This window comes from Streptomyces sp. Q2 (genome assembly GCF_056820935.1).
In genome coordinates this window covers 178559-200510 of record NZ_JBXEJE010000019.1, presented here as the reverse complement: position 1 = coordinate 200510, position 21952 = coordinate 178559, and the positions used below count along the sequence as shown (strand labels likewise).

General features: G+C 69.2%; 20 protein-coding genes and 1 pseudogene. 9 read left to right on the top strand and 12 right to left on the bottom strand.

All coding sequences use genetic code 11. The annotated features are described in order from the left end of the window. Window positions 1-167: 167 nt before the first annotated feature. Window positions 168-1283 carry an ADP-ribosylglycohydrolase family protein gene (locus ACWBNA_RS22385; protein WP_482706222.1) on the bottom strand — a complete coding sequence of 372 codons (1116 nt, stop codon included), beginning with the start codon at window positions 1281-1283 and terminating at the stop codon, window positions 168-170. 301 nt (window positions 1284-1584) lie between these two features. Here ACWBNA_RS22385 and ACWBNA_RS22380 point away from each other — a divergent pair, with 301 nt between their 5' ends. Next, complete coding sequence (locus ACWBNA_RS22380; RefSeq protein WP_482706221.1) at window positions 1585-2097, top strand: DUF2165 domain-containing protein; 513 nt, start codon at window positions 1585-1587, stop codon at window positions 2095-2097. Here ACWBNA_RS22380 and ACWBNA_RS22375 read toward each other — a convergent pair. From ACWBNA_RS22375 to ACWBNA_RS22340, 8 genes are all read right to left on the bottom strand, one after another. After that, the gene (locus ACWBNA_RS22375) at window positions 2090-2659 is read right to left on the bottom strand and encodes a hypothetical protein (protein WP_482706220.1); all 570 of its coding nucleotides are present in this window, start codon (window positions 2657-2659) and stop codon (window positions 2090-2092) included. The genes ACWBNA_RS22380 and ACWBNA_RS22375 overlap by 8 nt on opposite strands. A gap of 115 nt (window positions 2660-2774) precedes the next feature. Next, window positions 2775-5360: a bifunctional FO biosynthesis protein CofGH gene (locus ACWBNA_RS22370; protein WP_482706219.1), complete on the bottom strand. Its 2586-nt coding sequence runs from the start codon at window positions 5358-5360 to the stop codon at window positions 2775-2777. Window positions 5361-5501: 141 nt separating this feature from the next. Then, entirely contained in the window at window positions 5502-6347 is an 846-nt protein-coding gene (locus ACWBNA_RS22365) for an LLM class F420-dependent oxidoreductase (protein ID WP_482706218.1), read from the bottom strand. Between the two features lie 107 nt (window positions 6348-6454). Then, the gene (locus ACWBNA_RS22360; protein ID WP_482706217.1) at window positions 6455-6865 is read right to left on the bottom strand and encodes a hypothetical protein; all 411 of its coding nucleotides are present in this window, start codon (window positions 6863-6865) and stop codon (window positions 6455-6457) included. Between the two features lie 13 nt (window positions 6866-6878). Next, window positions 6879-7394 carry a protease inhibitor I42 family protein gene (locus tag ACWBNA_RS22355; RefSeq protein WP_482706216.1) on the bottom strand — a complete coding sequence of 172 codons (516 nt, stop codon included), beginning with the start codon at window positions 7392-7394 and terminating at the stop codon, window positions 6879-6881. Window positions 7395-7486: 92 nt separating this feature from the next. Beyond that, a complete protein-coding gene (locus ACWBNA_RS22350) occupies window positions 7487-7885 on the bottom strand; it encodes a hypothetical protein (RefSeq protein WP_482706215.1) in 399 nt (132 codons plus the stop codon). A 125-nt stretch (window positions 7886-8010) separates the two neighbouring features. Next, window positions 8011-9600, bottom strand: a complete 1590-nt coding sequence (locus tag ACWBNA_RS22345) for a peptidoglycan-binding protein (RefSeq protein WP_482706214.1) — start codon at window positions 9598-9600, stop codon at window positions 8011-8013. A 201-nt stretch (window positions 9601-9801) separates the two neighbouring features. Continuing rightward, window positions 9802-10632: an endonuclease/exonuclease/phosphatase family protein gene (locus ACWBNA_RS22340; protein ID WP_482706213.1), complete on the bottom strand. Its 831-nt coding sequence runs from the start codon at window positions 10630-10632 to the stop codon at window positions 9802-9804. Window positions 10633-10731: 99 nt separating this feature from the next. Between ACWBNA_RS22340 and ACWBNA_RS22335 the strand changes: the two genes are divergently transcribed. Continuing rightward, entirely contained in the window at window positions 10732-11127 is a 396-nt protein-coding gene (locus tag ACWBNA_RS22335; RefSeq protein ID WP_482706212.1) for a nitroreductase family deazaflavin-dependent oxidoreductase, read from the top strand. 20 nt (window positions 11128-11147) lie between these two features. Here ACWBNA_RS22335 and ACWBNA_RS22330 read toward each other — a convergent pair whose 3' ends face one another. From ACWBNA_RS22330 to ACWBNA_RS22320, 3 genes are read right to left on the bottom strand one after another with little or no spacing between them, the layout of a single operon-like run. Then, window positions 11148-11426, bottom strand: coding sequence for a hypothetical protein (locus ACWBNA_RS22330; protein ID WP_482706211.1), 279 nt, complete (start codon window positions 11424-11426; stop codon window positions 11148-11150). After that, window positions 11423-11698: a hypothetical protein gene (locus ACWBNA_RS22325; RefSeq protein ID WP_482706210.1), complete on the bottom strand. Its 276-nt coding sequence runs from the start codon at window positions 11696-11698 to the stop codon at window positions 11423-11425. The genes ACWBNA_RS22330 and ACWBNA_RS22325 overlap by 4 nt, the downstream gene beginning before the upstream one ends. Window positions 11699-11748: 50 nt before the next feature. Next, window positions 11749-12189 (bottom strand): ATP-binding protein, encoded by a 441-nt coding sequence (locus ACWBNA_RS22320; RefSeq protein ID WP_482706209.1) that lies wholly within the window; start codon window positions 12187-12189, stop codon window positions 11749-11751. A 201-nt stretch (window positions 12190-12390) separates the two neighbouring features. On the opposite strand from ACWBNA_RS22320, the gene ACWBNA_RS22315 reads away from it, so the two are divergent. The 7 genes and pseudogenes from ACWBNA_RS22315 (at window position 12391) to ACWBNA_RS22285 (ending at window position 21864) form a co-directional block, all read left to right on the top strand. Next, window positions 12391-13245 (top strand): helix-turn-helix domain-containing protein, encoded by an 855-nt coding sequence (locus ACWBNA_RS22315; protein ID WP_482706208.1) that lies wholly within the window; start codon window positions 12391-12393, stop codon window positions 13243-13245. Between the two features lie 10 nt (window positions 13246-13255). Next, window positions 13256-13438: a DUF397 domain-containing protein gene (locus ACWBNA_RS22310; RefSeq protein ID WP_482706207.1), complete on the top strand. Its 183-nt coding sequence runs from the start codon at window positions 13256-13258 to the stop codon at window positions 13436-13438. Between the two features lie 18 nt (window positions 13439-13456). Continuing rightward, window positions 13457-13851: pseudogene (locus tag ACWBNA_RS22305) on the top strand (nitroreductase/quinone reductase family protein). A gap of 174 nt (window positions 13852-14025) precedes the next feature. Next, window positions 14026-15237, top strand: a complete 1212-nt coding sequence (locus tag ACWBNA_RS22300) for a lipase family protein (protein WP_482706206.1) — start codon at window positions 14026-14028, stop codon at window positions 15235-15237. Then, the gene (locus ACWBNA_RS22295; protein ID WP_482706205.1) at window positions 15234-17456 is read left to right on the top strand and encodes a VMAP-C domain-containing protein; all 2223 of its coding nucleotides are present in this window, start codon (window positions 15234-15236) and stop codon (window positions 17454-17456) included. Before ACWBNA_RS22300 ends, ACWBNA_RS22295 begins: the two co-directional genes overlap by 4 nt. Window positions 17457-17466: 10 nt before the next feature. After that, window positions 17467-18414 carry an AAA family ATPase gene (locus ACWBNA_RS22290; protein WP_482706204.1) on the top strand — a complete coding sequence of 316 codons (948 nt, stop codon included), beginning with the start codon at window positions 17467-17469 and terminating at the stop codon, window positions 18412-18414. After that, window positions 18415-21864: an SAV_2336 N-terminal domain-related protein gene (locus ACWBNA_RS22285; RefSeq protein WP_482706203.1), complete on the top strand. Its 3450-nt coding sequence runs from the start codon at window positions 18415-18417 to the stop codon at window positions 21862-21864. Window positions 21865-21952: the final 88 nt, after the last annotated feature.

Sequence of the window (21952 nt, the reverse complement as noted above, 5' to 3'; positions counted from 1 at the left end):
GGCGCTCCGGCAACCGGGCGGCACGCAGCACCTCGGCTCGACGGCCGGCCGGGCGGCACGGCGGCCCGGCGGCTGAGCAGCTCGGCGCTCCGGCAACCGGGCGGCACGCAGCACCTCGGCTCGACGGCCGGCCGGTTCGGCGGCAGGGCAGTGCAGCAGCCGGTTGGCTAGGCCCTCGGGTATCTGGTCAGCCATCCCGGGGAGGCCCCGGCCGGGCCGTGGAGTGCGGGCCCCTGGGTCATCTCCATCGCGAAGTCGTCGGCCAGTTCCAGCAGTGTGGGACGGCCCTCCAGCTCGGCCAGCCAGGCCGGCGGGAGGGCCGTCTCGCCGTGCAGGGCGCCGAGCAGGCCGCCGGTCAGCGCCCCGGCGGCGGCGGAGGGACCGTCGTGGTTCACCGAGAGGCACAGTCCGTGCCGTACGTCCTCTCCCACGAGCGCGCAGTACACGGCGGCGGACAGCAGCCCCTCGGCCGTACCGCCCCCGATGAGCTCCTCGACCCGGGCCGCGTCCGGCATCCCCTGGCGTACGGCGCCGAGTGCGTGCTGCAACCCGTCCGAGACGGGCTGGTGCCCGGGTCTGACGGCGAGCAGGGCGAGTGCCCGCTGCACGGCACCGTCGAGGCTCTCGCTGCGGGCGAGCGCGTGCACGATCACGGCGTAGGCGCCGGCCGCCAGGCACGCGGTGGGATGCCCGTGGGTCTGCGCGGCACACTCCACGGCGAGCTGTACGACCAGCTGCGGCTCCCACCCCACCAGCAGCCCGAAGGGCGCGGACCGGGCGGCGGCCTCCGGACCGGCCTCGGCGGGATTCTTGGGCGCGTCCAGGGTCCCCATGGTGTCGTCGCCGAGCCCGAGGAGCAGGGAGCGGGTGGGCTCCCGGCGGGCGTACAGCCACTCCTCCCGGGCGAGCCAGCCGTCGTCCTTGCGCCGCTCGTCGGGCCCCCAGTCGCGCTGGGTGGCGAACCAGCGCAGATACGCCCGGTGCACGTCGGTGGGCGGGTGCCAGGCACCGGTGTCGCGCCGCACCTGGGCGCGTATCAGCCCGTCCACGGTGAACAGGGTGAGCTGCGTGAGATGACTGACCGCGCCGCGCCGCCCGTACCCGAACCCGAGGTCGACCAGCCCTTCCGCCCCGTACGTCTCCCGGATCTCCGCCAGCCCGAGCCCGTCCACGGGCGCGCCCAGCGCGTCCCCGACGGCCGCCCCGAGCAGGGTCCCGCGCACTCGCCCCCGGAAGTCCTGCTGCTCGGAACGCCCCCAGACGGCCCCGGTCGTCGCACCCACCAAGACCTCCCACGGCAACCGTCCAGACGTACGACAGCTCAGCACTGTAATCGAACGGAGACGGGGGGTTCAGGGGCGAATCGGTATGCCGGGAGTAACCAAAGTGATCCCATGTGGCCGGATTTCAGCCACACCATGTCATTTCGACCCGGCGGCGGGCACGCCGCACCGGATCTTGTCGCGGCACCTCAAGTGGGCTGACAACGCGGACAGTTCGGCGTCCCCGTCACGGCATACCGGCCACCGTGATTCTGGCTCAATGCGTACCGGGTGACCGAACCGTGCGGGGAAGATAACCGCCATGGCCACTACAACCTCACGCAGCACTCTCTCCCTCACCGCCACTCTTCTCACCGCCACCGTCGCCCTCTACATGCTCCTGGTCGCCTTCGGGAACATCACGGACTTCGGTACCAACCAGCAGTTCGTGCGGCACGTGCTCGCCATGGATACGACGTTCAAGGACGACGACCTGATGTGGAGAGCCATCACCAGCAAGGGACTGCAGGACGCGGCGTACGTCGCGATCATCGTGTGGGAGACGGTGGCCGCGCTCGTCCTGCTCTACGGGACGTGGCTGTGGGCGCGCGGGGACCACGCGGGTGCCCGGCGCATCTCGACGTACGGGCTGCTGATGGTCATGCTGCTGTTCGGTGCCGGGTTCATCGCGATCGGCGGCGAGTGGTTCGCGATGTGGCAGTCCGGGGACTGGAACGGGCTGGACGCGGCGACGCGGGCCTTCGTGTTCAGCGGGATCGTGCTGCTGGTGGTGAACCTGCCGCTCGGTGACGCGGGCGCCCGCTCCGCTAGCTGACCACCACGACCGTCGTCCCCGTCTCGCCGAACGTCCACAGCGCGTCCCCGTCGGCCGTCCTCATGCGGATGCCGCCTGTCTGGACGCCCTCGGCCGGCGGGGGCGGCGAGGAGCCGTCCACGGCACTGGAGAAGGCGACGTTGACGCCGGAGGCGGTGGCGAAGTAGACGATGTGCTCGATCTGCACGCCGTCCGAGCCCGTCGTCGCGTCCGTGCGGGTCCCGACCGTGTAGGTGCCCGGGGCGGGGTCGACCGTGCCCGGCCACACCGCGAACGTACGGCGGGACGCCTCGCTCGCGTCGACCAGCCAGACCCGCTTCTGCCCGACGGAGTAGACGATGCGCCGCCCGGTGCCGGACCCGTCCGGCACCGCGGTCGGCGCCGCGGACTTCGTGGGCGTGGGCTGTGTGCCCGTCGCGGAGGCGCTCGGCCTGGCGGCCGTGGCGGTGGGGTGCGGCCCCTTGTCCGCCTGTACGGTCAGGACGGAGACCGCCACGGCCGCGCCCACCGTCAGACCGGTCACCCAGACCCACGAGGGAAGCCGTCGGGCAGGCACGGGCACGCATCTCCTCAGCTACGGGACCCCACCCATCGGGGGGTCCGATCATCGTACTGTGAGCCCACCGGCCGCGGATCCCACCGGCCCCACGTCAGCCCGCCCTTCCGCTGGGCGCTGGTCAGTCCAACACCGGCAACAACTCCGGCAGGTGCCCGTCCGACACCGTCGCCGCCCGCTGCCGTTCCTCGGACACCTCGCCGTACAGGGTGGTCCGGGGCCTGGCCGGGCGGCCGGCCGTCTCCGCGACCTCGATCAGGTCCTTGACGGACTTGTAGGAGCCGTAGGAGGAGCCCGCCATGCGGGAGATGGTCTCCTCCATGAGCGTGCCGCCGAGGTCGTTCGCGCCGGAGCGGAGCATCTCGGCCGCGCCCTCGGTGCCCAGCTTCACCCAGCTGGTCTGGATGTTGGGGATGTGCGGGTGGAGCAGGAGACGGGCCATCGCCGTCACCGCCCGGTTGTCCCGCATGGTCGGGCCGGGGCGGGCGATGCCGGCCAGATACACCGGCGCGTTGGTGTGGATGAAGGGGAGGGTCACGAACTCCGTGAAGCCGCCCGTCTGTTGCTGAATGCGGGACAGGGTCCTCAAGTGCCCCAGCCAGTGCCTCGGCTGGTCGACGTGCCCGTACATCATCGTCGACGACGAGCGGATGCCCAGCTCGTGGGCCGTGCTGACCACCTCGATCCAGGTCGCCGTCGGCAGCTTGCCCTTGGTGAGGATCCAGCGGACCTCGTCGTCGAGGATCTCGGCGGCCGTGCCGGGGATGGAGTCGAGGCCGGCCTCCTTCGCGGCCGTCAGCCACTCGCGGATCGACATCCCGGTGCGCGTCGCGCCGTTCACGACCTCCATCGGGGAGAAGGCGTGCACGTGCATCCCGGGGACGCGGGCCTTCACCGCGCGCGCGATGTCGAAGTACGCCGTCCCGGGCAGGTCCGGGTGGATGCCGCCCTGCATGCAGACCTCCACCGCGCCGACCTCCCATGCCTGCTGGGCGCGGTCGGCGACCTGGTCCAGGGAGAGGGTGTAGGCGTCGGCGTCCGTGCGGCGCTGGGCGAAGGCGCAGAAGCGGCAGCCGGTGTAGCAGACGTTGGTGAAGTTGATGTTCCGCGTGACGATGTAGGTGACGTCGTCGCCGACCACCGACCTGCGGACGTCGTCCGCGATGCGGGTGAGGGCGTCCAGCGCGGGGCCGTCCGCGTGCAGCAGCGCGAGGGCCTCCTCGTCGGTGAGGCGGGTCGGGTCGTCGGCCGCCGTCGCCAGTGCCTGTCGTACGTCCGTGTCGATGCGCTGCGGCACCATGCCGGGGGCGGCCGCTTCCCGCAGGGCGCCCCAGTCGCCGTACACCTCGTCGAAGTCGTCGCGGCGGTCGGACGTACGGCCCTCGGTGTCGATGGTGCGGTGCAGGTCCGTGCGGCCGGTCGACTCGAAGACCTCCTCGGGCTCCTGCCACGGGTGGCCCTCGACGACGGCGTCCGGGCGTGCCAGGCCGGTCTCCGGGTCCGCGAGCGCCCGTACGTGCGGACGCAGCCGCGGGTCCAGCCAGGGCTCGCCGCGCCGGACGAACTCGGGGTACACGCAGAGACGTTCCCGCAGCTCGAAACCGGCCGCGGCCGACCTTTCGGCCAGCTCCTCGATCTGCGGCCACGGGCGCTCCGGGTTGACGTGGTCGATCGTCAGCGGGGACACCCCGCCCCAGTCGTCTATGCCCGCCCCGATCAGACGCTCGTACTCGGAGTCCACGAGGTTCGGCGGGGCCTGGAGACAGGCCGCCGGGCCCATGATGTGCCGGGCCACCGCCACCGTCGCCACCAGCTCGTCCAGTTCCGCGTCCGGCATGCCGCGCATCGCGGTGTCGGGCTTGGCACGGAAGTTCTGGATGATCAGTTCCTGGACGGAGTGGTAGGCCCGGGACACCTTCCGCAGCGCGAACAGCGACTCCGCCCGCTCCTCGTAGGTCTCGCCGATCCCGATGAGGATCCCGGACGTGAAGGGCACGGAGGAACGGCCGGCGTCCTCGAGCACCCGCAGCCGTACGGCGGGCTCCTTGTCCGGGGAACCGTGGTGCGGGCCGCCGGGCTCGGACCAGAGCCGGGTGGCCGTCGTCTCCAGCATCATGCCCATGGACGGGGCGACCGGCTTGAGGCGCTGGAAGTCCGTCCAGGACATCACGCCGGGGTTGAGGTGGGGCAGCAGGCCCGTCTCCTCCAGGATGCGGATGGAGATGGCACGGACGTAGGCGATCGTGTCGTCGTAGCCGTGCGCGTCCAGCCATTCGCGCGCCTCGGGCCAGCGCTCCTCGGGCTTGTCGCCGAGGGTGATCAGGGCTTCCTTGCAACCGAGGGCGGCGCCCCGGCGGGCCACGTCCAGGACCTCGTCCGGGGACATGAACATTCCGTGGCCCTCCCGGCGCAGCTTGCCGGGGACGGTGACGAAGGTGCAGTAGTGGCACTTGTCCCGGCACAGCCGGGTGAGGGGGATGAAGACGCTCTTCGAGTAGGTGATGACGCCGGGGCGGCCCGCCGCCTCCAGGCCCGCGTCCCGCACCCGGGCGGCGGACGCGGTGAGGTCAGCCAGGGCCTCGCCCCGGGCCTGGAGCAGCACCGCGGCCTCGGTGGCGTCGAGGGCGACGCCGTCCCGGGCGCGTTTGAGGGCGCGACGCATGGAGTTCTCGGTGGGGCCGGTTCCGGAGGTCGCGGAAGTCGTCATCCTTCGAGCATACGGAGGGGCTCCGCCGGTTCAGCAGGGTCGGGGGGTGTTCGTGGGGGCTGTCGTGCGTTGCCCGGTGCGGGTTCGTTGTGGCTTGTCACGCAGTTCCCCGCGCCCCTGGGCTGGTTGCCGCCACCTCGGCTACAAGTACTCGGCGTATTCGTCCAGTACCCGCAGCACCTCCGCCTCCCCGGCCGGCGGGAGCTGGACCACGACCTCCTCGATGCCCAGCTCGGCGTAGTGCGCGAGCTTGCCCGGCGAGGGGTGGACCGCGTACGGCACGATCTGGAGGGCCGCCGGGTCGCGGCCGGCGTCCGCCCAGGCCGCGCGCAGCACGGGCAGTGACTCCGACAGGCCGCGTCCGCCGATCGGCAGCCACCCGTCGGCGTACTCGCAGATGTGGGCGAACAGCTTCGGTCCCGCCGCCCCGCCGACGAGCGTGCGCGGACCGACCACCGGACCGCGCGGCTCCTGTACGGGTTTGGGGTGGGCGAAGCTCGCCCGGACACTCCCGAACTCCCCCTCGTACGCCATCGGCTCGTCGCTCCACAGGGCCCGCATCAGCGCCATCCGCTCCCGGACGAGCTCGCGCCGGGTGCGCCAGTCGACGCCGTGGTCGGCAGCCTCCTCGACGTTCCAGCCGAAGCCGAGACCGAGGGTGAAGCGGCCGCCGGAGAGGTGGTCGACGGTCGCGATCTGCTTGGCGAGGTCGATCGGGTCGTGCTGGGCGACGAGCGTGATGCCGGTGCCCAGGCCGAGCCGCTCGGTCACCGCCGCCGCCTGGCCGAGCGCGACGAAGGGGTCGAGGGTGCGGCCGTACTCGGGCGGCAGCTCGCCGCCCGCCGGGTACGGCGTGGTCCGCTCGACCGGGATGTGCGTGTGCTCGGGCAGGTACAGCCCGGCGAACCCGCGCTGCTCCAGCTCACGGGCGAGCCGGGTCGGGGTGATCGTCTCGTCGGTCAGGAAGACCGTCACGGAGATACGCATGGCCCATCTGTACCGGGTCCGCGTTCATCTGTCCATACCGACTGGTCGGCATCTTTCCGGGCGCGGCGCCGACTTGGCCCGCGACGGGCAACGCCGCATGGATCGGGTCAGTTCCGCGCGGCGCGCGCCCTCGTCAGGTGCTTCAGTTCGATGATCGTCGCGACGGCTCCCAGCCAGCGGGCCGCCGTCTCGTCGGCGGGGGCGCCGCCCGCGAGCTGGGTGGCGGCCTCCAGCCAGTCGCGTACGACCGCGGCCGCCTCGGGGCGTGGCAACGGCTCGGGCAGCTCCGTGGCGTAGGCCAGGCCGCCCGCCCGGACCACCTCGGCGAGGAAGGCCACCGAGCGCGGCTGGGTGCCGAGGCGGTCGAGGATCACGGCGGCGGCCGCGGCGCCGTCGCCGAAGAGGGCGGTGCGGCGGGGGCCGGGGTCGGCGGTGAGGCCGTAGCGCAGGAGCACGCCGACGTCGAACCCGGCCAGTTCGTCGTCGGTGTGGGACGGGTGGTCTGGGGTCGTGTTCATCGCGGGCCTCGGCTCAGCTGACGGTGACGGTGTAGGTGACCCGCTCGGGCTCGGACGGGGTGGCGGACGCAGGGGCGGACGGGGATGGGGTCGGCGTCTGCTGCTGCGTCCGCGTCGGTTCCGGGGAGGGCGCGCTGTTGCCGTCGCCTTCGCAGTTCGTCGTCTTGAACGTGCAGTGCATCAGCACGATCTCGGTGCTGCCCTTGCCGGTGGCCTCGAAGGTGAAGGTGAGGTCGCTGCCCGCGCCGGGCAGCGGCTCGTCCCCGGAGTCCGACCCGCTCTTCTCGCCCTGACTCCGGACCACCGAGGTGTCGGGCTCGGGGTCGCCCAGGTACCAGTGCTCGCGGGTGGAGGCGTTCTCCTCGACGGTGAGCGTGAAGCGCTCCCCGACCTTGGCCGCGATACTGAGGTCCTGGGTGGGGTGACTCACGGGCGCGGTGGGCTCGCCGGGCTCGGCGGACTCGTCGGTGCCCTTTCCGCAGCCCGTCGCGAGTGCGAGGAGGGTGAGGAGCGCTACCCCGGTGACCACCGACCGGCTCTTGCTCCGGCTCCGGCTCCGGCCCCGGCCCCGGGAGGTGGACGCCGTACGCATCGTTGGGTTCACAGTTCGCTTCCTTGCCCTCAGTACTGGGACAGCACCGAGGGCCGCTCGCCGAAGGTCGGCATCGTGGACATCTCGCTGTCGGCCACGCTCACGCTGTTGACCCGGGTCTCGACGAGGCCGTCGCTGCCGGAGTACGCCCCCTTGGCCAGGTGCAGCTTGTCGGCGAGCTCGTGCAGCGCGTCCTCGATCGTGCGGGCCTCCGCCGTCCAGGCCCCGATGTAGGAGTTGATCGCCTCCGCGGAGACGGCACCGCCCAGCGCGTCCGTCGCGTAGCAGGCCCGGGAGTCGATCGCGGTACGGATCGTCCCCGCGTCGTCGCCCGCCTCGTTCAGCTCTTTCGCCTGGCCGGTGAGCCCGCTCTTGTGGACCGAGAAGTCCCGCGCGGACGTGGAGTCCTGTCCAGAAGGCATCATCATCCCCCGTATCCCCCGTTGATCACGTCGGCGGGGAGGCTAACACGCGGCGGCGGAGCGGACGTTCTCGCGTCACACGCCCCGCACGCGGCTCCCACACCATCCTCAAGACGTCGCCGACCGGCGCCCTACTGCGGGACGTAGACGCTGTACGCGTCGTCGAGTTCACCGTTGGACGCCTTGCCCATGTTGCCGTTGATGAAGTCGTCCTCGCTGACCCAGGTGGTGGTGCCCCAGGGGTTGTAGATCTGGAGCATGTCGCCCTCCTGGCCGATGATGGTCATCGCGTGGGCGCCGTCGTCGCTCCTGACGTCGACCGGGACCGGCTTGCCTTGTGCGACCGCCTTCTCGACGTCGGTCAGGACCTGCCTGCGCTCGTCGGCGTTGTTCATGTCGCGGCGCTGGTAGTCGTCGCCGGTGGCGCCGCCGATGGCGTCGTCGGCGATGCGTTCCTGCCCCTCGGGTCCCATGCCGGTCCACTTCTCGCCGCCGTCGCCTACCGTGTGCAGCCGGTGCTGTTCCTCCACCAGACGCTCCCGGAAGGCGCCGGGGTCGTCCTCCTGACCGCTGGGCCCGCCGGTGAGTTCGAGGGCGTAGAGGGGGTCGACCATGGCGCGCGCGGTGACGGTGGACGAGGCCACGCAGGTGCCCTCCGAGCCGTCGCCGCCCTGGACCCACTTCTGACCGTCGAACATCTGGTCGTCGATGTTGACGCTGGACCCGTCGGGGTTCGTCCCCTCGTCCTTCAGGCTGTCGCCCTCGGTGGTGATCGGCGACAGGTGCCGCTGCAGCCACGCCGGGTCCTTGCCCTGGATCTTGAAGGCGAACTCGTCGATCTCGTCGACGCCGCGGCCCGCGGCGAGGGCCTTCATGAGATACGCCTTCTCCTGCGGGGAGGAGGCGTTCGCCATGAGCAGTTCCATCCGGGTCCGGTCGGCCGGCGGGAGGTTCTCCATGGCCCGGCCCGAGCGCTCCAGCTCGGCCGCGGAGAGGATCTCGTTGTACTCGGCCGCGCCCTTCACATTGCTGGTGTCGGCGAGCATGAGACGGTCGACCGCGGACAGTTCGTCGGTGTCCATCTTCCCGGCGCGGGCCTCCGTGGCCCACTTGTTCAGGTCCCGGGCCGCCACGCGGCAGGCCTCGCCGGCGGCGAGAACGGCCTTGCGCATCAGACCGACGCCGTAGGAGGCGAAGTGGGCGGCGTTCGCCCGGTCCCACTCCTCCTCGTCGTTCTCGCGCAACTCGTCGAAGAAGCCTTCGCGGTCGCTGCCCATCTCCGACAGCGCCTGCTGCAACTTCCCCCGGCCCTCGCTGTCCTGGCGCTGGGCCTCCGTGATCGCGTCGGCCAGGACGATGAGCGCCCGGGAACCGCCCTCGAACGCCTCCGCCATCTCCGACACCGCCCGCGACACGGCACTCACCGCGTCCGAGGCGAGGACGCTCGTGTCGCCGACCCAGACCTCCGGCAGCCCCTTGCGGGCCACCCTGTCGACCCGCTCGTGCAGGCCCATGACCTCGTCGAGCTGGTCGCGGTACCGCATGCCCAGCGATTCCAGGGTCCCCGGGTCACCCTCCGGCGGGGGCTCGGCGAACGCCAGGTCGATCAGATCGAGCAGGTCGTTCTTGCTCCCGGCCTTCAGCATCCGGTCGCTCAGCCCGGCCAGCCGCTCGGCCCGCTCGGACGCGGACTCGTCGATCCGCCTCAGGACTCCTGTCATCGCCGGCCCCGTTCCCCCGTTTTCCGCCCCCGCGGTACCGGCGCCTTCGACGCGGCTGCCCGTGCGGGGCACTGAACATGATCATGCCCGCGGGACGTTAACACGGCGCCGGGCAGGGCGCTCCGAAGCTCACACGCCGTGCACAGGGCTCCCACGCCATCCCCGCGGGGCGGGTGCCATCCGGCAGTCGGGCAGGACCGGTCAGGTGCCGAGCTCGTCCGCCGCCAGGTCCGCCACCACCGCCGCGTGATCCGAGGCCCACACCCCGTCCACCGGCCCGTCGCCCGCCCGCCGTACGTGCCGGACATGGCCCTCGCCGACCGGGCCGGGTGGGCCCACGTGGATGTAGTCGATGCGGGTCGGTGGCTCCAACACCCTTGCCGCGTACGGGTTTTCAGGGGTCCAGGTGGCGGAGGGGGCCGCCGGGTCGGCGTACTCCCAGGCGTCGAGCAGGACTTGGCCGGGTACGGCCGGCTCGGTCTTGTACCCACCGAACAGGCGGACCGCGTCCGAGTCCGGCCAGGCGTTGAAGTCCCCGGTGACGACGGGCGGGAACGGGGTGTCGCCGCGGTGGCGGGCGACGAACCTCGCGAGGGCGGTGACCTGGCCGCAGCGCACCGCCGAGGCGTGCGGGGCCGAGGTGAGGTGGGTGGTGAAGAAGGGGACGTCGTAGGCGGGGGTGGCCAGGCGGGCGTACAGGGCTGTGCGGCCGTCGGCGAGTTCGGCCGGGGCGGGCAGTGCCAGCACCGCCTGCTCGACGACCGGCCAGCGGCTGAGGACCGCGTTGCCGATGTCGACCGTGGGGTCGCCGAGGCGTTGTCGCCAGCGTTCGGGGGACGGGGACGGCGCCCACGCCCAGTGCAGGCCCAGCTCGTCGGCGAGCCACTCGGCCTGGTTCTCCCCGCCCGCGGCCCACACCTCCTGCAGACCGACGACGTCGGGGCGCAGGTCTCGCAGCACCTCGATGATCGCCTTCTGGCGTGCTTCCCAGGGGCCGAAGCGCCACCAGAGGTTCCAGGTCACGACCCGCATCCGCAGCCACCGTCCTCGATTCCCGCCGAGTGGGCGACCATTGAAGCAGCCGTGCGAACGATCCCGCCGCCCCTTCCGTCACAAGGAGCCCCACCGACGATGCCCCGCCTCGCCGACCTCAGGTTCCGCGCCGCCACGGCCTTCCAGCGCCGCGTCGGTAACCCGGTCCTGCGCCGCCTCCCCCTCCAGACGGTCCTGGAGACCACAGGCCGCGTCTCCGGCCTGCCCCGCCACACCCCGGTCGGCGGCCGCCGCGTCGACGACTCCTTCTGGCTGGTGTCGGAGTTCGGCGAACGGTCCCAGTACGTCCGCAATATCAAGGCGGATCCGCGGGTCCGGGTACGGATCCGGGGCCGCTGGCACACCGGCACGGCCCACCTGCTCCCCGACGACGACCCGGTGGCGCGACTGCGCCGGCTCCCACGGGTCAACAGCGTCGGGGTCCGGGCGCTCGGGACGGATCTGCTGACGGTGCGGGTGGATCTGGGCACCTGAGGTCAGGGCCCGGGCAGGACTCAGTCCACCACCTGTGGGTCACGGAAGTAGTAAACGACTGTCACTCCCATGCCCGGCGTGTGCGTATACACGACCGTGATCGACTCGGCTGAGCCGCGTGCGAGGGGTGTCGTGTAGGTGTACTCCACAGACGGGGGCCGCCAGCCCGGGATCTCGCGGCCGACCGCCGGGTCGCGGCCGATGGTCACGAGTGCTTCCCGGACGACTTCACGCTCCCCCTCCGTCAGGTCGCCGAACGCCTTCCTCGCAGGCTCGGCCTCCTCCAACGGTTCGTTCACGTGGGGCCGCCTCCGGTGCGCGCCTCTTCGAGGGCGGCCATGATCTCGGGCGAGTTCCTGATCAGAACCCGGTGCCGGTAGGCGCGGACCACTGCGGCGGCGCCCTCGAAGTCGTTGGTCGGGGAAGCTCCTATGGCGGCGGCCAGCTCCTCCTCAAAGCGCTCCCGGTCACCCGGAAAGCCGTAGCGGCTGAGCGCACCGCGTAGGTCGTCCACGGTCCGGATCTCGGGCAGCGGCATCGCTCCCCAGCCGTGCTCGGGCTGTGCGCTCATGGTCTGCTCCTGGTGCAAGGGCATGGCTCCACGTCTCAGTATGGCCCGGCTCACCACGCCTGTGCCCCGCCTCCGCACTCGGCCCACAGCAGCTTGCCGCCCTTCGACGCGCCGAGCTCGCGGAACACCGAGGCGCCCCACGCGCTCGCGCAGGAACGGACAAGGTGCAGGCCACGGCCGCTCTCCGCGTCCAGTGAGGGCGTCGGGCTATCCCGCTCCGAGAAGCCAAGCGGGACTCGCGGGTCCGTGTCCCATACGGCCACCCGCAGCTGGCCGGGCTCCGCCGAGCGGACGCGGAGGGCGTACGGGCCCTTGGTGTGGCGGTGCGAGTTGGTCAGCAGTTCCGCCGCGAGCAGTTCCGCGGTGGGGGTGAGCTCGGGCATCTCGTGGGCGGCCAGGATCAGCCGGAGGGCGCCCTGCGCGATACCCGGTGCGCGGGGATCGTGCGGAAGGTGCAGGGTGCAGTTCCAGGACGGCGCTACGGTGGCCATGGGAAGTCTCCGGTCGGCGAGGGGAGTTGGACGGATGCCTGGTGTCTCTGCCGTGGCGTCCCACGGTGCGCTTCCAGGTGGGGCGCCTGGTTACGAAGGCAGTGGCTTCGCAAAGATTCTTTGCGAACTTTCGAAGGATCTCGGCACTTTCTCCCTCGTGTGGGTGACAAGCTCACTGGAAGCCATGCGCGAGGAGGACTCATGACTCCGAGGCCCGCACCAACAGCCCGACGTGTCCGGATCGCGGCCGAACTGCGCAAACTCCGCGAACGGGCTGGCCTGACATCGACCGAGGCCGCCCAGGTGCTGGGCACCAGCTCGGGTCAACTCAGCAATGTGGAGTCGGCCAGGTTCGGGGTCAGCCCCGATCGTGTCCGGGCGATGGCTCACGTCTACTCCTGCACGAACCAGCCCTACATCGACGCCCTCGTCGACATGGCCGGAGAGAAGACCCGTGGCTGGTGGTGGGACGCGTACCGCGAGGTACTCCCGTCGGGCCTGCTCACGCTCGCGGAGCTGGAGCACCACGCCACGGCCATCCGCACCGCCTTCACCGCGCACATTCCCGGCATGCTCCAGACCACCGAGCACGCCCGGGAGATCTTCAGCCAGGCGATTCCGACTCCCACCCCGCCGGAAGTCGAGCACCGCGTCTCGCACCGCATCAAACGCCAGGACGTCGTGTTCCGGGAGAACCCGAATCCCTACAGCACCGTCGTCCACGAAGCCGCCCTGCACATGCGGGTCGGCGGCCGACGGGTGGCCCGTGAACAGCTCCAGCATCTGATCGACATGAGCGAACGGGACCACATCACCCTGCGCGTACTGCCCTTCGACGTCGGGGCGTTCCCGGGATCAGGCCAGTCCATCAACTACCTGTGCGGGCCCGTACCGGAGTTGGACACCGTGCAGCTGGACCAGTTCCACGGTCCCGTACTTCTGGATGGCGAGGCCCACCTGGAGAAGTACCGGCGCCTCCTGGACGTCGTCGAAGCCACGGCCCTCGGCGCGGAGAAGTCCCGGGATCTGATCCGTTCCATCGCTCACAACCTGTGAAGGAGCAGACATGCCCACTCCCCTCTGGCAGAAGTCGTCCTACTGCCAAGAAGGTGAGGCCTGCGTCCACATATCCGCCCCCTCCCCCACCACCGTCCACGTCACCGAAAGCGCCGACCCCGCCCAAGCCGTCCTCACCGCCGATCCGGTCGCCTTCGGTGCCTTGCTGAACAGGCTCAGAATGTCGAAATGATGTCCCGCCCAATCTGAGATGAAGTGCCGGGCGGTCGCGGCCTTTCAGCGCGGATTGGCAACGCGATCTTGCGCCGCCTCCCGACCCAGACCTCCTGGAAACCACCGGCCACGCCTCCGGCTTGCCCCCGCCGAAAGCGCGTGGGGGACGCCGGGTCGGGAACTCCTTCTGGCTGGTCTCCGAGTTCGCCGAACGATCCCACTACGTCCGCAAGATCAAGACAGAACCGGTTTTGGGGCCGTGTCCGGGGCCGCCGACGCACCGGATCCGCCCGCCTCCTCCCCGATGACGACCCTGTCGCCCGCCTGCGCGGCCTGCCCCGGCTGCGGACCGTGCGGGGCTGGCCCTTCTCGCCGAGGAGCAGGGTGCGGGGTGGTAACAGTTCGCCGAGGCGCAAAAGGCGGGCGATTTGACGTCAGTCGCCCCAGGTGGCGAAGGCGAAGATGACAGCGAACTCCCCTCCGAATAGGCAGACGCCAACGCCGACGTCCAACTCAACACACGCGCCTTCGGATTCACCTGCCCGGGCCCTCAACCCTGTCGTACAGTGCTGCAGGGGACAGTGGGTGGGGCAGGCGGGGGAACAGGTGACGAGCGTCGTTTTCGTGCACGGCACGGGTGTCCGGATCGAATCCTACGAAAAGTCGTTCACCCGGGTCGCCCGCGGCATGGCCCGGGCTCGATCTGACGTCGAGATGGTCCGTTGCTATTGGGGAGACACCGCCGGTGCCGTTCTGGGCCTGGACGGCGCGTCAATCCCCGTACGGGACAAGACCCGCAGTGTGCTCGACGACGTGTCTATGGACGACCCTACGACTCTCTGGGCCATCCTGCTCGCAGACCCTTCCGCCGAACTCCGAGCGTACGCTGCCGAAGCGGAGGCGAGTGGAACAGCTTCGTTCGGCTTCGTGCCAGGACGGCGGGACCCGTGGGAGGTCTTCGCGGAACGCGTTCGGACTCTGTCCACCGAAGGCCTGGACGTGTCCTCCGACCTGGCTCCGTATCTCTGCCAAGCCCTGGAGCGAGTTGCGTCGGAACTCGCGATGCTCCCGGCCGGCACGCCCGAGGATGCCGGAGTGAGCGCGGTCACGGCCAGGGCGGTCACGGCCGTCGTCCTGCGCCTGGCGGATGACGCGGAAGGGGACAGCGACCCGCTACCCGTCGACGGCGCTGACCGAGACGCCCTCACCGAACAGCTCATCGAGCTGCTTGGCGGCACTGACCGAGGCTTGGGCCGTGCCAAGGCCTCGGCGAAATGGCTCGCGGGCCAGGCGCTTCAAATGTTCTTCTGGGATCACTCGGAGCTGGCCGTCAGATATCGCCGCGGGCTGACCGGCAATTCCGTCCCGGCTACCGGCGACATATTGCGTTACCAAGCTCGTGGGACTGAGCTGCGCTCCCGTATCGCCGACACCGTGCAGAAGACCCGCGCCGCTGAACCCGACCACCCAGTGGTGCTGATCGCCCACAGCCTCGGCGGCATCGCGTGTGTGGATCTGCTCGCCATGGACCCCTCGCTGAAGGTGGACGTGCTGGTCACAGTCGGCTCGCAGGCGCCTTTCCTCTACGAAATGGACGCATTGACCAGTCTGCGTTTCGGCGAACCGCTGCCGCAGTTCTTTCCCCGCTGGCTGAACGTCTACGACGAACGGGATCTGCTCGGCTTCGTGGCCTCCAAGCTCTTCCCCGGCCGGGCCGAGGACCACCGCGTGGACACTCGCCAGCCATTCCCCTGGTCCCACTCCGCGTACTTCGCTCACCGAAAGCTCTACGACTGGCTTGCCAAGGAGCTGCCGTGACGGCGCCGGGGCCTGACTGGAGCCGCACGCATGCGTTGGTCGTAGCGGTCGAGGAGTACGCGGAAGGCGGGAACTGGTGCTTGGACGGGCCGGCACGCGACGCCGCGAACATGATCGACTGGCTCACGGGCCAGGGGATGCCGCGGGAGAACGTCCATCTGCTGGCCTCCCCCCGACCGGAGAACAAGCACCTGCTCGACGCCGTCGGACTCCCTATGTACGACCAGGTCGACCAGGCGACCATCCGGCAGCTGTTCAAGCACCGGCTCGCCGGCCTTGTCGGCGACTGGCTATGGGTCTACTGGGCCGGTCACGGTGTTCAGGCCAAGGGCAGCCATTGGAGCCTGCTCTACCCCGAAGCCCGGAGCAATGACCTGATAGGCCTTGATGCGGGAGACCTGGTGGACCTGCTCCAGTCGGACGTCCTCAACCCACGGGATTTCCGGAGAGTCGCCGTGATCATCGACGCGTGTCGGCAACCCCTGTCCGCACGCCAGCAGATGAACGCGGCCGACCCCGACCGGCTGCTAGGAACCGCGACTTTCCAGAAGGCCCGGCAGGTCTTCGCCATGCACGCCTGCGAGCCAGGCGGATTGGCCAAGAACCGTGAGGGCGAGGGTTTGTTCACCCGTGTCCTGCTCAGTGAGCTGGCCGCGGAGAACGGGAGCGACGCTGGACCGGATCTCGAAGCAGTGTGGGGTCGAGTCCGGGACAAATTCGAACGTCTGCGCGACAGTGGGGCGGCCCAGCAGATCCCCACTGTGTCAGTGCGCAACTGGGCCGGCGACAGTCAAGAGTTCACCTTCGCCACCTGGCCGCCCCTGGACGCCATCGAGCAGCAGCTCTTCTTTGCCGTTACCGCGCTGGTCGACGGCACTCCCGGCGCGGCCGCCGCGTGCGGGGCGAGGCTGTCCGAGGAACTCGGCATTACGCCCACCTCCGAGGCCGCACCCACGGCACGTGACCTCATCAGCTGGGCCCTAGGCACCCACCATGGAATCACCACACTGCTTAACGTTCTCGCTGAGACCACCGGGGGCGGCGCGTCTTTGGAGGACGCCCGCAGGACCGCATTGAAAATGCGTCCCGGCGAGTGGTTACTGCGCGCCGAGTACGACGAGTTGGCAAGACTGCTGGGGGAAGATAATTCCCCGCTCCTGCGGACCTTCGTCCGCGCAGCACACAACGAGTTGCCTGGGGTTCGGGTCGGCGACGGCAGCGTACAGGTCGTAGTGGAAGGTTTGGAAAAGCTCGTCCAGACCCGGCCGCCCAGCCCACGGCAACTGTTGCGAGTGGTCGAGCGGGTGGCTGCAGCTGTCCCGGAGCCGGACCGGGGAGCGCTGCGCGCCTGGTCGGACCGGTGCGCGGAACGAAGTGGGACCGTCCGGGAAGCCCTGCTGACCTCTCGTGCATATGCCGAGGAGCGAGCGGACGCCATCCGCCCGGCCACTACCGCTTTCGAGCACCGCATCCAGATCAAGCTCTCACCACAGACAGACAGGGATCAGCGGCGCACTTACCAGATATGGACGACACACACCGGCCATGGAGCCGAGTCTCTGGCCAAGGTGGACACGCCGAGCCTTCCGGAAGACATACGGGTCAGGTTGGATGACTTGCTCGTCGAACACGGGCGGGTTCACGAGACACTGGTCGAGTTCTTCCTGCCGTCCGACGAACTCGACCTGGACGTGCACCGCTGGGGCATCACGACCGGCACCCCGTTGGAGCGCCCGCTGGGCATGGACTATCCGGTCGTGGTGCGTCCCGCCGACGAGCGCCCGAGGCCCGTCATGCCCAACTACCGGCGGCGGTGGGGCCGTGTGGCGGCGTCGACCACCCATGACCTGCATTGGCTTCCCGACGGCCTCGGCGAGGCCCTGGATCTGCACCGGGCACTGTCGGCGCAGACGAACGCCCCAGGGGTGGTCATGACCGCCCCACCCCGCGCCGCCCCCCGCGCCCGGATGTTCGCGGTTTGTGTGTACAGCGGCATCCCGGTAATGGTGTGGCATCGCGGCGAGGAGCGCAGTACCACCAAGAGCCAACTGGAGTTGGTCCTAAGTGACGGGCACCTGCCCTCGCTCCCTCACCGGCTACGCGAGTTTCGATGCGGAAGCGACCCGGAAGCGGACCGCCAAGGCAAGCATCTCGCCCTACTCTGGGACGACCCGGACCTTCCGCTGCCGCGCCCACTCGCCCTGTCCGCCCCCATGTGAGGAGCACCGTATGACGACCGACGACTGGCGAGTGTTCCGCGGTGACGGGCAGCCACACGACGTGACATGGCCCGAGCCCCCGCCATGGCGGCGCTTCGGCGACCCTGCGGCGGTTGTCCCTGCTGAGGAGCCATTCCCGTACGTCATCGCTGACAGCGACCGTGATGTGGTCAATACTGCCCTGCACCTGCACCGGCCGCTTCTCGTCACTGGCAAGCCCGGTACGGGCAAATCCACGCTGGCGCGGGCCATCGCTCGCGAGCTGCGCCTCGGAGAAGTCCTGCACTGGCCGATCAACAGCCGCACTACCCTTGCCGACGGCCTCTATCACTACGACGCCGTGGGCCGCCTACGTGACGCCTCCATGCAGGGGCGTGAAGCCGCCGAACCAGACATTGGCGACTACCTGCGTCTCGGCTCGCTCGGCACCGCCCTTCTGCCTCACGACAAGCCACGCGTTCTACTCATCGACGAACTCGACAAGGGCGACGTCGACCTCCCGAACGATCTCCTCACCGTCTTCGAGGAAGGCCGCTACCAGATCCCCGAGCTGTCCAGGCTGAGGGACGCTCAGGTCACGGTCCGAGTCACGGGCTCTGACGAGAAGGTTCCCGTGACCGACGGTACTGTCAGCTGCAGGACCTTTCCCGTCGTCGTCATCACCAGCAACGGTGAGCGAGACTTCCCTCCGGCCTTCCTACGGCGTTGTGTACGCCTCGACCTCAAACAACCCAGCGAGGAACAACTGCGTGAGATCGTCGCGATGCACCTGGGGGAGGTCAGCCCCGAAGCGGAGCGTCTTATCGCTGAATTCCTTGACCTCCGAGACAACCGGGCACTGGAACTCGCCACCGATCAACTGCTCAACGCCGTCCACTTGCGCACAACCGGCGTGCAGATGAGCTACGAGGCTCTTCAGGAGACGATCCTACGCTCTCTGGACGAAGTGGACGCGTAAATGATCCACCGGCTGAGGGCGGTCCTGGAAGACGCCGGCATCGAGCTGTCCACCCAAGAGTTGCTCGATGTCCTGTGGTTGGCAGCCAAGGTGACCGGCCGGCCCAGTGCCAGCCCGGCACCAGCCGACGGAGTCGAGCCGCCTGCGGATTCCGGACCAGAGCACACGCTGCCCCCGGCACCCGAGGACGACACCGCGACGGACGATAAGGACGGTGACGGCTCACCTGTACAGAACGGGGAGGCCCCCAGCGGCCTGTACGCTGCCGCCGGTCCTCAGGCCGGAACCTCGATGGTGCACGCACGCACTGTCGACATGCGCGGCGTACGCGCCCTCACCTCGCCGCGGCGTTTGAGCCGTGCCCTCCGCCCGCTGCGCCAACGCGTCCCCTCCCGCCGCCTTTTCCGGCTCGACGAGTCCGCCAGCGCCGATTGGATCGCCGAGAGCAGATTGCCGGACGCAGTGCTGCGCCCGGAGCGAGAGCGATGGCTGAGCATCGCCTTGGTCGTGGACGACGGCCTGTCCATGGTGCTGTGGCGCCAACTCGCCACAGAACTGCGCAGCATGCTCGAACACCAAGGGGCATTCCGTGAAGTCCGCCTGTTCGGCCTTGACACCTCCGAAGCCGAAGACCCGGTCCTTCGTGCCCGGCCCTTCACGCCCGATGCTCCCCGACGCTCATACGGTCAGATTGCCGATCCGTCCGGGCGTACGGCAGTGCTTGTCCTTTCCGACGGCGTTGGACCCGGTTGGAGCTCCGGAGCTGTCCACCGGCTGCTGACGCGCTGGGCCCGGCGCACACCAGTAGCAGTCGTGCAACCGCTGCCACTGCGCATGTGGCCCGAGACCAGCATGCCTGCCGAACGCCTCCTGCTCCGCACGGTCCGCCGCGCCGCGCCCAACCGGACGCTGTCTGTGTCGCATCCGTTGCTACCGCCGGGTCTGCAGTCACCGTACGACGGCGTGCCGATCCCTCTGTTGGAATTGACGGAGACGCAGATTGGCGCGTGGGCGGGGCTCATGGCAAGCGAGCAAGGTAGCGCTGCACTCCCGGTCATGCTCCTGCCGACACCTTTACAACCGCCTCCCTCCGGGGCCGAGGCACCACGCTCTCCAGGCCCTGAGGAACGTGTCCGCCGCTTCTATGAAGGTGCATCTCCGGAGGGTCAACGCCTTGCCGGCTCTCTCGCCTCCGTACATCCGCTGACCCTCCCGGTAATGCGCCTGATCCACCAGGCAAGCAGCGACCATTCAACCCGCTTTCATCCGGCTCAGCTCGCCGAGGTGTTCTTGGGTGGTCTCCTGAGTCAGCGGGATCACGCTCCAGGGGAGTACGAGTTCTACCCGGGAGTGGCAGATCTCCTTTTGGACAGGGTCCGCACGGACGACGCCCTGAGCACGGTGGACCTGGTGACTGCGTTCCTGAGGCAACGCCAGGGTACGGGCCCTGACTTCAAGGCCCGAGTCACCGGTGCGGGCGGTGGCAGATCCACGGTCTCGGATCAGGCTCGGCCGTTCGCGGCGGCATCAAGGGAACTCATGTATCGACTGGGTCTGCCGGAGCCTGATGAAGCCGCACCGGAAGGCGTGGAGTCAGTGCCCAGATTGGCATACGTTTCGGATCGTGTTCTGCCGCCGCTGATCCAGGTGTTGCAACGCTTCCATGACGATGGGACCTTGCCCGGCGCAGTCCGCCAGCAGGCCGCAACGGTCTTGGCAACAACCGATGACCGAAGGGCGGAGTCCGGTTGGGATGGCGTGCGCAAAGTGCAAAGCTTGGCCACTCTGCTCGTCGCCGCCAACCTGCAACGCGAAGCGGATGAACTGCGGACGGTCGTGCGGGAACAGCTCGCCAGCCTCCTCGGAGAGGATCTGGAAACCCGTAATCTGCGAGGTCATCTCGCGCTGGCTCTGAACCGGCTCGGTGACCATGACGAAGCAGTGGAGCACTTGCGCCGGGTGGTGGAGATCTCGGCGCGCGTCCACGGCTCGGAGCACGACTACACACTTTACGCCCGCAGTTACCTTGCCGACCTGCTGCAGGCAGCGAGTCGGTATGAGGAAGCCGAGGCGGAGCGTCGACATCTGCTAGAGCTGTACGCCCGTCGACAGCGTGCCGATCCGGCTTCAGTTCTGGGGGAGAGGATCGCGCTGGGGCACCTTCTCAACGACCAAGGGAGACACGAGGAGGCACTGGCCGAATACCGGATTGCGCACGAGGGCCGCCGGCAAACTCTGGGATCCGAGCATCCCGCCACATTGACTGCTCAGCGGTGGATGGCCTTTGGACTTGATCGAGCCGGCCGAAGCGAGGAGGCCGAGACCGAGTATCGGAAAGTTGTTGGCGGTTACAGCCGGTTGCGAGGTCCCGAGAGCGAGGAGACGCTGTCCGCCCGGTCTGGCCTCGCAGGCGTCTTGCGGCACCTGGGGCGGCACGACGAGGCGGAGCCCGAAATGCGTGCGCTGGTCGCTGCCCGCGTATCCGAGCTGGGTACGGATCACCCCAAGACCATTTCCGACCATAAGGACCTGGCCATACTACTGAGTGAACTCCATCGGCTGGACGAGGCCGAGGTCGAGATTCGCCAGGTGATCAACAACAGCATTAAGGCACTCGGAAACCGCCACTGGCGAACGTTCGACGCACGGCACATTCATGCCGGGTACTTGAACGATTTGGAGCGTCACTCGGAAGCGGAAGAAGAATATCGCGCCGTCTTGGCGGACAAGGAAAACTTCACCAGCTCCGAGCTGAGCATCCTCAACACGAGAAGCCGACTCGCTCACACCCTCCGTCTCATGAAACGACATGATGAGGCCGAATCGGAGTACCGAAAGGTGGCCGAGGACAGGTCCCGCATCCTCGGCCCAAACGACGCGGCGACACTCTACGCCTGGCTCAACTGGGCGTTGTGCATAAATTCCCTGGGCCGCCACGATGAGGCCGAGGCTGAAATTCTGCGCGTATTGGGGGAACGGACCCGTACTCTAGGCGCCGATCACCAAGACACCCTGGCTACGCGAGCAAACCTCGCAAGTTTTTTGAACGATCAGGACAGGGTCGAAGAGGCCGAGACGGAATATCGGGCTCTACTGGACCTGCATACGCGCTTGGAAGGTCCGGGCGCTCTCACAACCCTACGCGTCCGCCACGCCTTGGGATTTACCCTCAACAAGCTGCACCGGTTCGAGGAAGCGGAATCGGAAAACCGTGCCACGTGGAACTCTCGGAGGCGTGCACTCGGCGACGAAGCCCCCGCCACACTCGCGACCCGGCATAACCTCGCGTCGTCCTTGCACGGCCTCGGGCGTTACGACGAAGCAGAGGCCGAGTACGAGGCAGTGCTGGAGGCACGGTCTCGCAGCCTGGGCCCGGACAAGGAGGAGACGGTGAAAACACGGAATCGGCTGGCGAAGCTACGCCAGGAACGCGACGCGGCCCACCCCTGACGAGCTCATGCCGGCAGGTTTCTCACCGACGCCGACTGCAGCCGGTGTCGTGGAGGGCGTCGGTCCACACCTCACGGTCGAGAAGATC

Bases quoted from the DNA above. Each gene is read 5' to 3' on its own strand.
- ACWBNA_RS22380 (WP_482706221.1), top strand. From the start codon at position 1,585: ATGGCCACTACAACCTCACGCAGCACTCTCTCCCTCACCGCCACTCTT.
- ACWBNA_RS22370 (WP_482706219.1), bottom strand. From the start codon at position 5,360: ATGACGACTTCCGCGACCTCCGGAACCGGCCCCACCGAGAACTCCATG.
- ACWBNA_RS22365 (WP_482706218.1), bottom strand. From the start codon at position 6,347: ATGCGTATCTCCGTGACGGTCTTCCTGACCGACGAGACGATCACCCCG.
- ACWBNA_RS22360 (WP_482706217.1), bottom strand. From the start codon at position 6,865: ATGAACACGACCCCAGACCACCCGTCCCACACCGACGACGAACTGGCC.
- ACWBNA_RS22350 (WP_482706215.1), bottom strand. From the start codon at position 7,885: ATGATGATGCCTTCTGGACAGGACTCCACGTCCGCGCGGGACTTCTCG.
- ACWBNA_RS22345 (WP_482706214.1), bottom strand. From the start codon at position 9,600: ATGACAGGAGTCCTGAGGCGGATCGACGAGTCCGCGTCCGAGCGGGCC.
- ACWBNA_RS22340 (WP_482706213.1), bottom strand. From the start codon at position 10,632: ATGCGGGTCGTGACCTGGAACCTCTGGTGGCGCTTCGGCCCCTGGGAA.
- ACWBNA_RS22335 (WP_482706212.1), top strand. From the start codon at position 10,732: ATGCCCCGCCTCGCCGACCTCAGGTTCCGCGCCGCCACGGCCTTCCAG.
- ACWBNA_RS22325 (WP_482706210.1), bottom strand. From the start codon at position 11,698: ATGAGCGCACAGCCCGAGCACGGCTGGGGAGCGATGCCGCTGCCCGAG.
- ACWBNA_RS22320 (WP_482706209.1), bottom strand. From the start codon at position 12,189: ATGGCCACCGTAGCGCCGTCCTGGAACTGCACCCTGCACCTTCCGCAC.
- ACWBNA_RS22315 (WP_482706208.1), top strand. From the start codon at position 12,391: ATGACTCCGAGGCCCGCACCAACAGCCCGACGTGTCCGGATCGCGGCC.
- ACWBNA_RS22310 (WP_482706207.1), top strand. From the start codon at position 13,256: ATGCCCACTCCCCTCTGGCAGAAGTCGTCCTACTGCCAAGAAGGTGAG.
- ACWBNA_RS22290 (WP_482706204.1), top strand. From the start codon at position 17,467: ATGACGACCGACGACTGGCGAGTGTTCCGCGGTGACGGGCAGCCACAC.
- ACWBNA_RS22285 (WP_482706203.1), top strand. From the start codon at position 18,415: ATGATCCACCGGCTGAGGGCGGTCCTGGAAGACGCCGGCATCGAGCTG.